Here is a 14,722-nt window from a genome sequence, read left to right as displayed (position 1 = left end):
TGACGATGGAGATCGCGTGATATGCTCAAGATCAACACTCAATCCGAATGGATCGACCGCGCCAAGGCGGCTCTGCCGGCGGGTGGCTTCGGCAATTTCGACCCCGGCATCATGATCTCACGCGGCGAAGGCAGCCGCGTCTGGGATGAGGATGGGAACGAATATATCGACTACCTGATCGGCTCCGGCCCGATGCTTTTGGGTCATGGTCACCCCGAAGTGCTTGAGGCCGTTCTGGAGCAACTGCCCAAGGGCATGACATTCTTTGCCAATAACAGCAAAGGTGTCGAACTAGCCGAGGCGATCATCGACGCTGTGCCCTGCTGTGAACAGGTGCGCTTTGTCGCCTCGGGCGGTGAGGCGGATATGTACGCGATCCGTCTAGCGCGCGCTTATACCGGGCGGGACAAGATTCTGAAATTCGAAGGCGGCTATCACGGCATGAGCGCCGAGGCGCAGATGAGCCTCGCCCCCAGTCGCGAGGTGAATTTCCCGCAAGCCGTGCCTGACAGTGCTGGTATTCCTTCAGGCGTCGCCGAACAGATGCTGATCGCGCCTTTCAATGACCTTGAGGCCGTCGAGACCCTACTGAACGAACATGACGATATCGCCGCGATCATGGCCGAGCCTTTGCAGCGTATCATTCCTCCGATGCCGGGATATCTGCAGGGTCTGCGCGCGCTTTGCGACAAATACAATGTGCTGCTGATCTTTGATGAGATCGTCACCGGATTCCGTCTGGCCTATGGCGGGGCGCAGGAACGGTATGCTGTGACGCCCGATATCTGCACGCTGGGTAAAATCACCGGCGGCGGTTTTCCTCTGGCTGCGCTGGGCGCAAGCGCTGAGATCATGAAGCATTTCGACAAATCGCAGGTGGGTGAGGCCGGATGGCTGATGCAGCTGGGCACTCTGTCAGGTAACCCTGTGGCCTCGGTCGCCGGGTTGAAAACGATGGAGATTCTGCGGCGCGAGGGGACATATGAGCAGCTGCGCGCAACAGGCGCGGCCTTGCAGCAGATGCAGGTGGATGAGCTGACCAAAGCGGGCATTCCCCATCAGATCTGCGGCGATGAAACGCTGTTTGACGTCTATTTCACCGAAACACCCTGCCGCGACTACCGCAGCGCGCGGCATGACGACCCCAAACGGAACACGCTCTACAACGATGTCCTTCGGGAGAATGGGATTTTCAAATCTCCGGGCAAACTCTACCCGTCTCTGGCGGTGACCGAGGACGATCTGGAGCAAACGCGCGAAGCGGTGAAACGGGCCGTTGCGGCGCTGGGCTGATCAAAAGGGTGCTGCACAATAGAAAACGGGCCGCTGTCGAAATTGACAGCGGCCCGTTCACCTATTGCAGTCTGGGCGTAGCCTCGCCCCCTCGAATACTTGTCAAAACACCAACAATCTGAAAACTTTCGATACTTTCGAGGCTATCCAGTCTTGCAACCGGTATGGCCTATTAATGCCTGTCTTTTCGGAATGCCACAGTGAACAAGTTCACTTTGGCTAAAATTATTTAGGATTTTTTCCAATCGAAGAAACCGGGGCCTGCCTGACGCAGCAGAGTGTCGGCCATTTCCCGGCCCATCTCGGTGGCGTCTTCAATTGCACCCATAGTGTTTTCCGCAATAGCCTTGGATCCGTCGGGGCGCAGAACTTCGCCCCGCAGCCGCATTTGGCCGTTCTCGATTTCGCAAAGCCCGGCGATCGGGGTCTCGCAAGACCCGTCCAACCCGGCCAGTAGCGCACGCTCCGCTGTCAGACGTCGACCGGTTTCAGCGTGATGAATCGCTTCAAGCAGTTCGGCGGCCCGGCTGTCTGTTTCGCGGCGTTCAATGCCAATCGCGCCTTGTGCGATGGCGGGCAGCATATCGTCGGTCGAAATCGCGGTGGCAGGGACGTCCTCCATCCCCAGTCTACGGATGCCGGCCATGGCCAGAAAGGTGCAATCGGCCACGCCGTCCGCCAGTTTCTTCAGGCGGGTCTGAACGTTGCCGCGAAATTCGACCACATTCAGGTCTGGGCGGCGGTTCAGCAACTGCGCCCGACGCCGAAGGGACGAGGTGCCGACAACGGCGCCTTCAGGCAGGTCGTGGATCGAGGTGAATTGCGGGGAAATGAACGCATCGCGGACATCCTCGCGCGGCAGAAACGTATCCAGCACCAGCCCAGCGGGCTGTTCAACCGGCATATCCTTGGTCGAATGGACGGCTATGTCGATATCGCCGCGCAGCATCGCCTCTTCGATCTCTTTGGTGAAGAGGCCTTTGTTGCCGATCTCTTTCAATGGGCGATCCGCATCGATCATGGCACGATTGTCGCCGGTGGTTTTGATCACCACGATCTCAAAAGCTTCATCGCTTAGCCCAAATGCATTGCGTAGCCTCTGGCGGGTCTCATAAGCTTGCGCTAATGCCAGCGGAGAGCCTCGGGTGCCAATTTTCAGCGGCGATGCGGGGGTGGGCAGAGTCAGTGTCATGGACACCAGCTTTAGTCGCGTCACATTGCCCTGACAATGGGGGCAGTGCTTGACAAATTGCCACTGAGCGCCGACCCGTGGACGAAACGCAAGATTGAGGGCGATGATGGCTGAGACGAAGAAATTGCTGCGGGCACTGGCCGGAGAGGTTCAGGACATTCCGCCGATCTGGATGATGCGTCAGGCCGGGCGGTATCTGCCGGAATATCGCGCAACACGCGCGCAAGCCGGGGATTTCCTGTCGCTGTGCTACAATCCTGAACTGGCGGCCGAGGTCACGTTGCAGCCCATTCGCCGCTATGGGTTTGACGCCGCGATCCTGTTTGCTGACATCCTTCTGGTTCCTCAAGCGCTGGGTGCGGACTTGTGGTTTGTGACAGGCGAAGGCCCGCGCCTTTCGACGATCACGCAGCAATCCGACTTTGACGTGTTGAAGCCGGTTGAGGACATTCATGAGACCCTGTCCCCGGTCTATGAAACTGTGCGTATCCTGTCGAAGGAACTGCCGTCCGAGACCACCTTGATCGGATTCGCAGGTGCGCCGTGGACTGTCGCGACCTATATGATCGCAGGGCGTGGTACGCCTGATCAGGGTCCTGCGCATGCGCTGCGCGAGGAGAATAACGCCCTGTTTGAGGCTCTGTTGGAGCGGATTACACTGGCGACGATCGAGTATCTGTCGGCTCAGATCGACGCCGGGGCCGAGGTGGTCAAGATCTTTGACAGCTGGGCCGGGTCGTTGAAAGGCGACGCCTTCCAGAAATACGCGGTTGAGCCGTGCCGTGTGATCACGCAGGCCATCAAGGTGCGTCATCCCGGTATTCCGGTCATCGGTTTTCCGCGCGAGGCGGGCAAAGGCTATATCGGGTTCGCCAAGGCAACCGGCGTGGATTGTGTGGCGCTGGACAACTCGGTCGCGCCTGACTGGGCGGCGGCGTATGTGCAGGTGGACGGTTGTGTGCAGGGGAACTTGGCCTCGTCCCATATGGTCACGGGCGGTCAGGCGCTGGTGGATGAGACGCGGCGGATTGTTGAGGCGTTCGCCAAAGGACCGCATATCTTCAACCTCGGCCATGGGATTACGCCGGATGCAGATCCTGAGAACGTGCAGTTGATGATCGACACGGTGCGTGGGCGGTAAAAGAAGGGGGCCAGCCCTCTTCTTGGCTTTTGGTCAATTCATCCACCGGGATATTTTTAGCCAGATGAAGGGGCGGATCGGTTCTGGTCGGAGAGTTCGTCCAGAATGTCTTGGGTGTGTTCGCCTCGGGCCGGGCTGTGTTTGGCGCTCCAGTGCATGGTCGAGAAACGGGGCGCTGCGGCGGCTTGCATGGTGCCATCCACGGTTTGCCAAGTTTGGCGGGCGGTGTTCATGGGGTGGTTTTGTGCCTCGACCGGATCAAGGACTGGGGCGACGCAGGCATTGGTTTCGTGAAACAGCGCGGCCCAGTGGTCTCGGGGTTTGCTCAGGAACAGGTCTGTCAGTTTCTTCGTTTGGTCCGGCCAGAGTTTGGAGTTGAATTGCTCCTGCAAGTCGGGGTTTTGTGACAGGCCCAGAATGTTCAGGAATTCGGCATAGAATTTTGGCTCAAGGCACTGGACCGTCACAAAGCCATCATCGGCGCAGCGGTAGGTGCGGCTCCAATGTGGACCGTCAAGCAGGCTTTGGCCGCGCGTTTCTGACAGGTTGCCGGTTTGGCGCATGCTCATCAACAGGTTCATCATATGCGCCGAACCATCGTAGATAGCCGCATCGACGACGGTGCCCTGACCGGTGCGCTGGGCGTTGAGCAAACCGGCAAGGAGGCCTGTGACCAGATACATCGCCCCGCCGCCAATGTCGCCGACGAGGGTTGCAGGGGTTTGTGGGTGTGTTTCAGGTTGCGCCGCGTACCAGAGAGCGCCTGAAAGGGCGATGTAGTTCAGGTCATGCCCGGCGGTTTTGGACAAAGGGCTGTCCTGTCCCCAGCCGGTCATGCGGCCGTAGACCAGTTTGGGGTTCAGCGCATGGCAGATGTCGGGACCCAGTCCCAGTTTCTCCATCACGCCGGGGCGGAAGCCTTCGATCAGCGCGTCGGCGGTGGTGATGAGTTCCTTGGCGGTGCTCAGGTCGGTTGCATCCTTGAGATCAAGCGCAATGGACCGTTTGCCCCGGTCAAGCACCGAGCGTTCCGGCATGCCGGGTGTCACGCCGCCGCCCTTGCGGTGGATGGTGATCACATCCGCGCCGAGATCAGCCAGCAACATGGCGGCGAAAGGGCCGGGGCCCAGGCCTTCGAGCTCGATAATGCGTATTCCGTTCAGCATGGATCTCTCCGGTATGTGCAGCGTTCCCCGGACCCTACAGCAATTCTGCGCAGAGCTCTGTGCGAAATTGGCCTGTTCCACCGGGAGGCGAAACGATAGGGTCTCTGCCAGAACGGGGAAACAGGCATGACCACCATTTTGTCGATTAAGGATTTGCGCAAATCCTATGCGGACGAGTTTGAGGCGCTGAAAGGCGTGTCGCTGGACATTGAGGAAGGTGAAATCCTTGCTCTGCTCGGGCCGAACGGGGCGGGGAAGACGACGCTGATCTCGACCATTTGCGGGATTACCACGCCGACCTCGGGCAGTGTCTCGGTCGGTGGGCACGATATCCAGGCCGAGTTTCGCGCCGCCCGCAAAATGATCGGGCTGGTGCCGCAAGAGATTGCGCTGGAGCCGTTCGAGAAGGTCTATAACACAGTCCGTTTTTCCCGCGGGTTGTTTGGCTATGGCAATGACAGCGCGCGGATCGAAGAGATCCTGCGCAAACTGTCGCTTTGGGACAAACGCAAGAACGCGATCAAGGAACTTTCCGGGGGCATGAAGCGCCGGGTTCTGATCGCCAAGGCCTTAGCCCATGAACCGCGCATTCTGTTTCTGGATGAGCCAACCGCCGGTGTCGATGTCGAGCTGCGCAAGGACATGTGGGAGATTGTCGCCGAGCTGAAGCAGGCGGGCGTCACCATCATTTTGACAACGCATTACATCGAAGAAGCCGAAGCCATCGCTGACCGTGTGGGTGTCATCGACAAAGGTGAGCTGCTGCTGGTGCAGGACAAGAAAACCTTGATGGCGCAGATGGGTAAGAAACAGATTGAGGTCATGCTGACCGAGCCCATCTCGACAATCCCGGACGGTTTGGCCGCGCATAATCTGGTTTTGAACGGAAATGGCGATGCGCTGATCTATACCTATGACACCAATGCGGATCGGACCGGGATCACAACGCTGCTGAATGACGTGGCCCAATCGGGGCTAGTCCTGCGGGATGTGCAGACCCGACAATCCAGTCTGGAAGAGATCTTCGTGAATCTGGTATCGGGAGAGGCCGCATGAACTGGACCGCCATTGCCGCCATCTACCGGTTTGAGATGGCCCGCTTTTTCCGCACTCTGGCTCAGAGCTTTCTGTCGCCGGTCTTGTCGACCTCGCTGTATTTCGTGGTCTTTGGCACGGCCATCGGCAGCCGGATTCAAGAGGTTGAGGGCGTCTCATATGGGGCATTCATCGTGCCCGGGCTGATCATGTTGTCGGTGGTCATGCTGGCGATCTCGAACGCGTCGTTCGGGATCTATTTTCCAAAGTTTCTGGGCACGATCTATGAGTTACTCTCAGCCCCGGTCAATTTCATCGAGATTGTCATAGGTTATGTAGGCGCGGCCGCCACCAAGGCGCTGTTCGTGGGTCTGGTGATCCTTGCGACCGCGACATTCTTCGTCGACATCCGGATCGAGCATCCGCTGGCGATGGCCGCGTTTCTGGTGCTGTCCTGCCTCAGCTTTTCGCTTTTGGGGTTCATAATCGGGATATGGGCCAGCAATTTTGAGCAGATGTCGCTGGTGCCGCAGCTTGTTGTCACGCCGCTGATCTTTCTGGGGGGCACGTTCTATTCGATCTCGATGCTGCCACCGCTGTGGCAGACGATCACTTTGTTCAACCCTGTGGTCTATCTGATTTCAGGCTTCCGCTGGTCGTTTTATGGGCTGGCAGATGTACCGATCGTGTTCAGCCTTTTGGCCATCGTGGCCTTCACCGGACTGTGTCTTGCGATCATCTGGTGGATCTTCAAAACAGGCTGGCGCATCCGCAGCTAGTGCGTTGCATTTTTGCCCATCGGTGTGAGGAAATTGTCTAACGCCGCGTTTTGCATTCGGCGAGTCCCTTGTTTAGCCGATGGGGGCACTCTACATCGGCACCCATGAAACTCAGCCTGCCTTTTATCAAAAAACCGCCCGTTGTGGCCGTCGTTCGCCTGTCCGGTGCCATCGGTATGGCCGGGCGTGGCGCGTTGAATGATACCTCGCTGGCACCTGTGCTGGAAAAGGCCTTTCGCAAAGGCAAGCCTGCGGCCGTCGCGCTCGAGGTCAACTCGCCCGGCGGGTCGCCTGTGCAAAGCTCTCTGATCGGCGCGCGTATCCGGCGGCTGTCGGAAGAGCTTAAGATACCAGTCGTGGCCTTTGTCGAAGACGTTGCGGCCTCGGGCGGGTATTGGCTGGCGGCGGCAGCGGATGAGATCTGGGCCGATGACAGCTCGGTTCTTGGGTCGATCGGTGTGATCTCGGCCGGGTTTGGCGCACATGAGTTTCTGGTGAAACAGGGTTTTGAGCGGCGCGTTCATACGGCCGGGAAATCGAAATCCATGCTCGACCCGTTCCGCCCGGAAAAGGAAGAGGATGTCGCGCGGCTGGAACGCCTTTTGGAAGACATCCACGAGAATTTCATCACCCATGTCAAAACCCGTCGTGGGGACAAGCTGGACGCGGATGCTGATCTGTTCACAGGCGAAATCTGGCTGGCGCGCCGCGCGCAGGAGCTGGGCCTGATCGAAGGCATCGCCCATCTGAAACCCAAGATGCAGGAGCGTTTCGGCGACAAGGTGAAGTTCCGCCGTTACGGCGTGCGTAAACCAATATGGTCACGTTTCGGTACCGCGCTGGCGCAGGACGCCGTAGCGGGGCTAGAGGAGCGGGCGGCCTTCGCGCGTTTCGGTCTGTAACGTGATCATCAAGATCGTCACTCTGTTTCTGGTCGCCATGGGTGTTTTGGCGATGTTCGGCAAGCTGCGCTTTCCGGGGCAAAATCGGTTGAGTTCTGCCAAATGTCCGCGTTGCGGTCGGTTCAGGATCGGCAAAGGCCCCTGCGCCTGTGAAAAAGGAGGCCGGACATGACGGCATGGCTGCTCTCCGGCCTCGGATTGGTGATCTTGCTGCTGGCAGGTGATGCGCTGGTGCGCGGTGCGGTCAACCTAAGCCTGCGGCTGGGCGTGCCCGCCCTGATCGTCAGCCTGACGATCGTTGCCTTTGGCACTTCGGCACCAGAGTTGCTGATTGCGATCAGCGCGGTGAAGGAGAACGCACCGGGCATCGCATTGGGTAACGTCGTCGGCTCCAACACCGCGAATATCCTTTTGGTTCTGGGCTTGCCTGCCTTGTTGGCAACGCTGCACACCAGCGAATGCGATAGCCGCAAGAACTACGTCTTCATGCTGTTGGCGAGCGTTCTTTTCATCGGCCTGGCCTTCTGCGGCGTGTTCAATCTGATCAGCGGTGCCATTCTGCTGGCCGCCCTTGGGCTGGTGTTGTGGAACGCGTTTCGCGAAGCCAAGGCGCATCGCAAAGCCTGCGCTGATGCAGCCGGGGCATGCGCCGACGACGAAGAACTGGACGGTCTGGAAGAGGCCGATCCGAACATGCCTTATTGGAAGATCTCAATCTACGTGGTCCTTGGCCTGATCGGTCTACCCATGGGCGCGCATCTATTGGTCGAAAACGCCACCGAAATCGCCCTGATGTACGGGATCACCGAAACGGTGATCGGTTTGACACTTGTGGCTGTCGGAACGTCTCTGCCCGAATTGGCGACGACCGTTATGGCGGCGCTTCGGCGTCAGGCGGATGTGGCGCTTGGCAACGTGATCGGCTCGAACATGTTCAACCTGCTGGCCATCGTCGGCATTGCCACGTGGTTCGGCAACATCCCGGTCGACCCGGAATTTCTTGAATTCGACCTGTGGGTCATGCTGGGCGCATCGCTTCTGCTGATCCCGTTTGTGTTCTTCAAACAGGATATTTCCCGGATTTGGGGTCTGGTGTTGACTTTCCTTTATGCGCTTTATGTCACCACATTGCTGATGTGATCTGACGGAAAGAGGTATCCATGTCCCGAGCGCTAGTAACCGGAGCCGGCATCCGCTTGGGCCGAGCCATGGCACTTTATATGGCAGGGCGCGGGTATGATGTCGCCGTACACTATGCGACCTCGGAACAGCCCGCGGCTGAGACGGTTGCAGAAGTTCAGGCGCTGGGCCGCAAAGCTGTGGCGCTACAGGCCGATCTTCTAGATGAGGCGCAGGTGGCCGCCCTGCTGCCTCGCGCGGCTGAGGCTCTGGGCGGGCCGATCACTTGTCTGGTCAATAACGCGTCGGTCTTTGAGTATGACAATATCCACACGGCCACGCGCAAAAGCTGGGACCGGCACCTCGACAGCAACCTGCGCGCGCCCTTTGTTCTGACTCAGGCCATGGCCGAACAGGGCTTGCAACCTGAGACGGATGCGCAGGGAGAGCCGCAGGCCTCCGGCTTGATCGTCAACATGGTTGATATGCGGGTGCGGAAACTGACGCCTGAATTCATGAGCTACACCATCGCCAAGATGGGCCTATGGGCGCTGACGCGCACGGCTGCCCAAGCGCTGACACCCGCAATCCGCGTCAACGCCATTGGTCCCGGACCGACCATGCAGGGACATCGTCAGAGCGAACAGCACTTCAAAACCCAGCGCGCCAACACAGTGCTGGAGCGGGGCTCGAACCCGTCAGATATCACCGCAGCATTGGGCTATTTTCTGGACGCGCATGCTGTCACTGGGCAGCTTTTGTGCGTGGATGGTGGGCAGCATTTGGGATGGCAAACGCCGGATGTGCTGGGCGTAGAATAAGTAAATCCGCTGCAAGTTTTGCACCGCTCTCATTGGCGTTACTTAGCCGTTACAAAAACGTCTTATTTTTCATACACTTGCTAAGCGTGTAAAAAAATATCGATAAAAAACAATCACTTAAGTATATGCCTGTTTTTTGTGCAAATTGACGAATAAGCAAGGAAACAAGGAAGATTCTACGCTCACGGAAACTTATCTTCATACTTATCCACAGAAACCGTGGATTTGTTTTCTCTTGAACTGAAGCGCCCAAGATTGCAGCCATAGACAGAGAATCATATCTCAGGCCCATGACAACCCAGGACGAATCGACACCCGAGCTTCAGCCCACCGGTTATGCCTGCATCCAGCGCTATGTGAAAACGCTGGACAGCTCGCCCGGTGTGTATCGGATGTTGGATGCGGACAGTCGGGTTTTGTATGTGGGCAAGGCGCGGAACCTTAAAGCGCGGGTGTCGAACTACACGCGCCCGGGGCATTCGGGACGGATCGAGAAAATGATCGCCTCGACCGCCTCGATGATGTTCCTGACCACAAGGACCGAGACCGAGGCGCTGCTGCTGGAGCAGAACCTGATCAAGCAGCTCAAGCCCAAGTACAACGTGCTGCTGCGCGACGATAAGAGTTTCCCGAACATTCTGGTCGCCAAGGATCATGCTTATCCTCAGATCAAAAAGCATCGCGGTGCCAAGAAAGAGAAGGGCGCGTATTTCGGCCCATTTGCCAGCGCAGGTGCAGTGAACCGGACGCTGAACCAGCTGCAAAAAGCATTCCTTCTGCGCAATTGCTCGGATTCCATGTTCGACAGCCGCACGCGCCCCTGTCTTCTCTATCAGATCAAGCGGTGTTCGGGACCATGTGTCGGTTTGATTTCCGAGGGTGACTACCGCGAAAGCGTCAAGGATGCCGAACGCTTCCTCTCGGGCCGGTCCACCAAGGTGCAGGAGGAGTTGGCCGAACAGATGATGGCCGCCTCGGAGGCGATGGAGTTCGAACGTGCCGCCGGCCTGCGGGATCGTATTCGTGCGCTGACGCAGGTTCAAACCAGTCAAGGCATTAACCCGCGCGGCGTGACCGAGGCGGATGTGATTGGCCTTTATATGGATAGCGGGCAGGCCTGTGTGCAGGTGTTCTTCATCCGCGCGAACCAGAACTGGGGGAACAAGGATTTCTACCCTCGCGTCGGTGCGGATGTGTCCCCGGCTGAGGTGATGGAGGCGTTCCTCGGCCAGTTCTACGACAACAAGGAACCACCGCGTCAACTGATCCTGTCGGACGGGATCGAAAACGCTGACCTGATGGAACAAGCGCTGACTGAGAAAGCCGGACGCAAGGTGGAAATCCTCGTGCCCCAGCGCGGTGAGAAACAGGAACTGGTCGCCGGGGCCCTGCGCAACGCGCGTGAATCTCTGGCCCGTCGCATGTCTGAAAGTGCGACGCAGGCCAAGCTGCTGCGTGGTGTGGCTGAGGCATTTGATCTCGACAATCCGCCGGGTCGGATCGAGGTCTACGACAACTCTCACATTCAGGGCGCCAATGCAGTCGGCGGCATGATCGTCGCTGGCCCCGAGGGCTTCATGAAAAACGCCTATCGCAAGTTCAACATTCGCGGTGATGATCTGACGCCCGGCGATGACTTCGGGATGATGAAAGAGGTGCTGACCCGCCGCTTCACCCGCCTGCAAAAGGAAGACCCGGATCGTGAAAAGGGCATGTGGCCCGATCTCCTGCTGATCGACGGCGGGGCCGGGCAGGTGAGTGCCGTGCATGAGATCATGGTCGAGCATGGCGTCGAAGACATCCCAATGGTCGGCGTCGCCAAGGGCGTTGATCGGGATCACGGCAAAGAGGAATTCCACCGGATCGGTCAGCGTGCTTTTGCCCTGAAGCGTAACGACCCCGTGCTGTATTTCATCCAGCGCTTGAGGGATGAGGCGCACCGATTTGCCATCGGTACCCACCGCGCGAAACGGACCAAGGCCGTGGGCGCGACGCCACTGGATGAAATCCCCGGTGTAGGGGCCGCTCGCAAACGTGCTCTGCTCACTCATTTCGGAAGTGCCAAGGCGGTCAGCCGGGCCAATCTTGCGGATCTGAAAGCGGTCGAGGGGATCTCGGCCGGGTTGGCGCAGAAGGTCTATGATTTCTTCCACGACAAGGGCTAGGCCTTTCGGCCGCGCCACAGGATATACAGCCCCGAGGCCACGATCAGTGCGCTGCCGATCCACATAGTCTGATCCAGTGTTTCGCCAAACATCACCACGCCCAGCCCGACGCCAAACAGCAGGCGGGAATAGCGGAACGGCGTAACGGCCGAGACCTCACCCGTTCGCATGGCTTTCATGAGCGAGGCATAGGCGGCCGTGCCCATCAGGATCGCTCCGCCAACGTGCAGGCTGGCGTTCAGGTCCAGCGGAGCCATCGGCACCCCTTCCCAGAACTGATAGGCCAGACCGGCGACGATGATGCAGAGGAAGCCGTAGAAGCCCAAGACCTCGGTCCCCAGTGTCGCGGGGGCGGCGCGGCTGGCCAGATCACGCCCGGCGAAGCCAAGCATACCCAGAACAGCCAGGATCGACAGGGCCGAGAAGCTGTCTCCGGTCGGTTGAATGATGACCACGACGCCAATCAGACCAACCAGAATCGCGCTCCACCGTCGCCAGCCGACAGTTTCGCCGAAAAACAACGCGGCACCTGCCACCACGACCAGAGGGGTCGCCTGCAGGATCACGGTCGCCGCAGACAGAGGTGTAAGCGTGATCGCCAGCACGTAGAACATCCGTCCTAGAATCTCGAACAGAACGCGCACTTTCATGGGCCGTGACAGCACATCCCGATGCAACAAGCTGGCGCCACGCAGCAGGGCGACAGCGGCAAAGATGATCGCGCCACCGGCACCGAACAGGATCAGGATCTGCCAGATCGGCAAATGCGCCGAGGCGCCTTTCAACAGCGCATCCTCGAGCGCGAAAAGTGCCATGCCCGCGATCATCCATGCGCTTCCGATGAGGTTTGATCGGGGGTCGGTTCGAATATGTGCGGTCATGGTCTTCCGTCGCTGCTGGGCCGTGCGCCAATCTGACCGCAAAGCCGCCGCGGGCCAAGCTGTATCTGGCCGAGAGTTCCTGGTTGCGACCCTTTGACTTTTTCCCCCACAACCCTCTGTGAACGGGTCAGTTTTTCATTTGTCTGTCTTTTCTGTCCTTGGGCGGCGATGTAGTGTCGGTTCATGAAGTGGAACTTGCCCAATATCCTGACCTTGCTCCGCCTGCTGGCCGCGCCCGGTCTGGCTGTGATGTTTTTGTATTTCACCCGTCCCTATGCGGACTGGTTTGCCCTGATCCTGTTCATGTCCGCCGCGATCACCGACTGGTTCGATGGCTATCTGGCGCGGGCTTGGAAGCAGGAAACCAAGATGGGCGCGATGCTGGATCCGATTGCCGACAAAGCCATGGTGGTGATCGCGCTGATGATCCTTGTTGGCTATTCGACCGAGCATTGGACCCCGTGGCTAGTGCTGCCGGCCACCGTGATCCTGTTTCGCGAAGTATTCGTCTCAGGCCTGCGTGAATATCTGGGTGATGTTGCCGGAACGCTCAAGGTGACGAAGCTGGCCAAGTGGAAGACCACGGCCCAGATGTTTGCCATCGCCATACTGTTCTCGCAGGGGATTTTTGAGCACAACTTCGTCATGGCGACCTTCGGCATGGATCCCACGATTATAGATCAGGTCTTGACCGGAGAGGCTGAGGATATCAACAACATCCGCTGGCACCTTGAGGGGACGTTCTGGTCAGGACGCATTGGCCTGTGGCTGCTGTGGATTGCCGCCACGCTGACATTGATCAGCGGCTATGACTACCTACGTAAAGCCATGCCGCATCTGAAGGAGAGCTAACCGATGGACGTGCTGTATTTCGCCTGGGTTCGCGAACGCATCGGCCTGCCGAAAGAAAAGGTCGAAACACAAGCTGCGACCGTGTCCGATCTGGTAGCCGAACTCAGCGCACGCGAGGATCGCTATGCCGCGGCCTTTGCTGATCTTTCAGCGCTTCGGGTGGCCTTGGATCAGGAGCTGTCCGATTTTGACGCCCCTCTGGACGGTGTGCGTGAGGTTGCGTTCTTCCCGCCGATGACGGGCGGCTGAGATGCGGATCGCGGTTCAGGAAGAGGCGTTTGATCTGGGGACCGAAGCCAACGCTTTTGCAGCGGGCGACGACGCCAACGGGGCGATCGTGACCTTTACGGGTGTCGTGCGCGATCTGGCCTCGGGCGATCTGGATGTGATGGAGATCGAACATTACCCCGGCATGACCGAACGCGCGCTGACCAAGATCGCGGAAGAGGCCAAGCAGCGTTGGTCTTTGGGCAATGTTCTGGTAATCCACCGCCACGGCAGGCTGGCTCCGGGCGACCGGATCATGATGGTCGCGACAGCCGCACCGCATCGCAAGGATGCGTTCGAAGCGGCAGAATTTCTGATGGACTACCTGAAATCCCGTGCACCGTTCTGGAAGAAAGAGATCACCAAGTCAGGTGCCGAATGGGTGGCCGCCAAGGACGAAGACGAAGACGCGCTGACGCGGTGGTAGAGGTCGGCTCCGGCACCCGTTTCCAAGTGCCGGGCCAAACGGGATAGCTTAGCTATTCTGTTCCGTATTGCAGGTCCGCGCCGCCTCGATCGCTTTCAAGGTACCATCAAGACTTACGGTAAACCCGCTCTCTTTTTCCGGGAAGACTGTCATGTCGTACTTTTTCATGACGTCCTCAACGAATTGCGGGTTGTTGGCCAGAATGTAGCCTCCTGTATACCCTTCCGCGAGATGCTTGGTCTTCTTGTAGGCTTTGGCTTCGTAGACATTGCCGTCCAGTGACAGGATGATGTTTTCCTTCTTGCCTTTCAGGCCAATGTCATTCTGAGTGAAGACACCCAGGTATCCCATTTCCTGATCCTTGGTCAGGCCCATTTGTACGACGTTGTTATTTTCGTCGACACGCTCAATGAGGCATGAGCCGCGGGTATCATCCACATAGATGGTCCAACCGGATTCCTCGCCCCATTTCGAAAACGTGTCATTCTCGGAAGGGATCACATCGCTCGAGGCGAAGGCGGCAGTTGTGCCAAATGCGGCAAGGGTAGCGGCGGTTTTCAAAGTAACTTGGAAATTCATGATAGACTCCAGTTTTACAGAAAAAGGACAATTCTGTGTGCAGGCAAAAACACACTCATTCATTATGTTGAATTTGTTGAAAAACTAAAGAAACCGGAGTCAG

The 14,722-nt window shown here is 58.3% G+C and carries 16 protein-coding genes; 12 read left to right on the top strand and 4 right to left on the bottom strand.

What is annotated here, in order from left to right; all coding sequences use genetic code 11:
- Nucleotides 1-21: 21 nt before the first annotated feature.
- A complete protein-coding gene (locus ACP15L_RS12415) occupies nucleotides 22-1,293 on the top strand; it encodes an aspartate aminotransferase family protein (RefSeq protein WP_425084386.1) in 1,272 nt (423 codons plus the stop codon).
- 229 nt (nucleotides 1,294-1,522) lie between these two features.
- Here the strand turns inward: ACP15L_RS12415 and hemC are convergent, their stop codons facing one another.
- Entirely contained in the window at nucleotides 1,523-2,485 is a 963-nt protein-coding gene (gene hemC, locus ACP15L_RS12410; protein WP_425084385.1) for a hydroxymethylbilane synthase, read from the bottom strand.
- A gap of 106 nt (nucleotides 2,486-2,591) precedes the next feature.
- On the opposite strand from hemC, the gene hemE reads away from it, so the two are divergent.
- On the top strand, nucleotides 2,592-3,626 hold the full coding sequence (gene hemE, locus ACP15L_RS12405) for a uroporphyrinogen decarboxylase (RefSeq protein WP_425084384.1): 1,035 nt from the start codon (nucleotides 2,592-2,594) through the stop codon (nucleotides 3,624-3,626).
- Nucleotides 3,627-3,682: 56 nt separating this feature from the next.
- On the opposite strand, the gene ACP15L_RS12400 is transcribed toward hemE, so the two are convergent.
- Nucleotides 3,683-4,792, bottom strand: a complete 1,110-nt coding sequence (locus ACP15L_RS12400) for a CaiB/BaiF CoA transferase family protein (RefSeq protein ID WP_425084383.1) — start codon at nucleotides 4,790-4,792, stop codon at nucleotides 3,683-3,685.
- Nucleotides 4,793-4,918: 126 nt separating this feature from the next.
- Here ACP15L_RS12400 and ACP15L_RS12395 point away from each other — a divergent pair, with 126 nt between their 5' ends.
- From ACP15L_RS12395 to uvrC, 7 genes are all read left to right on the top strand, one after another.
- The gene (locus tag ACP15L_RS12395; protein WP_425084382.1) at nucleotides 4,919-5,848 is read left to right on the top strand and encodes an ABC transporter ATP-binding protein; all 930 of its coding nucleotides are present in this window, start codon (nucleotides 4,919-4,921) and stop codon (nucleotides 5,846-5,848) included.
- On the top strand, nucleotides 5,845-6,606 hold the full coding sequence (locus ACP15L_RS12390; RefSeq protein ID WP_170379180.1) for an ABC transporter permease: 762 nt from the start codon (nucleotides 5,845-5,847) through the stop codon (nucleotides 6,604-6,606). Before ACP15L_RS12395 ends, ACP15L_RS12390 begins: the two co-directional genes overlap by 4 nt.
- Nucleotides 6,607-6,710: 104 nt before the next feature.
- Nucleotides 6,711-7,508: a S49 family peptidase gene (locus tag ACP15L_RS12385; RefSeq protein ID WP_425084381.1), complete on the top strand. Its 798-nt coding sequence runs from the start codon at nucleotides 6,711-6,713 to the stop codon at nucleotides 7,506-7,508.
- A 1-nt stretch (nucleotide 7,509) separates the two neighbouring features.
- On the top strand, nucleotides 7,510-7,680 hold the full coding sequence (locus ACP15L_RS12380) for a hypothetical protein (RefSeq protein WP_209252128.1): 171 nt from the start codon (nucleotides 7,510-7,512) through the stop codon (nucleotides 7,678-7,680).
- Nucleotides 7,677-8,648, top strand: coding sequence for a calcium/sodium antiporter (locus ACP15L_RS12375; RefSeq protein ID WP_170462564.1), 972 nt, complete (start codon nucleotides 7,677-7,679; stop codon nucleotides 8,646-8,648). Before ACP15L_RS12380 ends, ACP15L_RS12375 begins: the two co-directional genes overlap by 4 nt.
- Nucleotides 8,649-8,668: 20 nt before the next feature.
- Complete coding sequence (locus tag ACP15L_RS12370; protein WP_425084380.1) at nucleotides 8,669-9,448, top strand: SDR family oxidoreductase; 780 nt, start codon at nucleotides 8,669-8,671, stop codon at nucleotides 9,446-9,448.
- Between the two features lie 290 nt (nucleotides 9,449-9,738).
- Nucleotides 9,739-11,613 carry an excinuclease ABC subunit UvrC gene (gene uvrC / locus ACP15L_RS12365; RefSeq protein ID WP_425084379.1) on the top strand — a complete coding sequence of 625 codons (1,875 nt, stop codon included), beginning with the start codon at nucleotides 9,739-9,741 and terminating at the stop codon, nucleotides 11,611-11,613.
- Here uvrC and ACP15L_RS12360 read toward each other — a convergent pair.
- The gene (locus tag ACP15L_RS12360) at nucleotides 11,610-12,494 is read right to left on the bottom strand and encodes a DMT family transporter (RefSeq protein WP_170553835.1); all 885 of its coding nucleotides are present in this window, start codon (nucleotides 12,492-12,494) and stop codon (nucleotides 11,610-11,612) included. The two genes, uvrC and ACP15L_RS12360, sit on opposite strands and share 4 nt — an antisense overlap.
- Nucleotides 12,495-12,677: 183 nt before the next feature.
- Here ACP15L_RS12360 and pgsA point away from each other — a divergent pair, with 183 nt between their 5' ends.
- Genes pgsA through ACP15L_RS12345 form a run of 3 tightly spaced genes read left to right on the top strand, consistent with a single transcriptional unit; the run spans nucleotide 12,678 to nucleotide 14,040 of the window.
- Nucleotides 12,678-13,346 carry a CDP-diacylglycerol--glycerol-3-phosphate 3-phosphatidyltransferase gene (gene pgsA / locus ACP15L_RS12355; RefSeq protein WP_170553832.1) on the top strand — a complete coding sequence of 223 codons (669 nt, stop codon included), beginning with the start codon at nucleotides 12,678-12,680 and terminating at the stop codon, nucleotides 13,344-13,346.
- A gap of 3 nt (nucleotides 13,347-13,349) precedes the next feature.
- Entirely contained in the window at nucleotides 13,350-13,595 is a 246-nt protein-coding gene (gene moaD, locus ACP15L_RS12350) for a molybdopterin converting factor subunit 1 (RefSeq protein ID WP_170553829.1), read from the top strand.
- A gap of 1 nt (nucleotide 13,596) precedes the next feature.
- Nucleotides 13,597-14,040, top strand: a complete 444-nt coding sequence (locus tag ACP15L_RS12345; protein ID WP_170553826.1) for a molybdopterin synthase catalytic subunit — start codon at nucleotides 13,597-13,599, stop codon at nucleotides 14,038-14,040.
- Nucleotides 14,041-14,088: 48 nt separating this feature from the next.
- Here the strand turns inward: ACP15L_RS12345 and ACP15L_RS12340 are convergent, their stop codons facing one another.
- Complete coding sequence (locus ACP15L_RS12340; protein ID WP_425084378.1) at nucleotides 14,089-14,619, bottom strand: hypothetical protein; 531 nt, start codon at nucleotides 14,617-14,619, stop codon at nucleotides 14,089-14,091.
- Between the last annotated feature and the right edge of the window lie 103 nt (nucleotides 14,620-14,722).

It is taken from the genome of Ruegeria profundi, assembly GCF_049800715.1.
Taxonomy (GTDB): domain Bacteria; phylum Pseudomonadota; class Alphaproteobacteria; order Rhodobacterales; family Rhodobacteraceae; genus Ruegeria; species Ruegeria profundi_A.
Note: the sequence above shows the minus strand (reverse complement) of the source record. Positions and strands in the feature narration are given on the sequence as shown.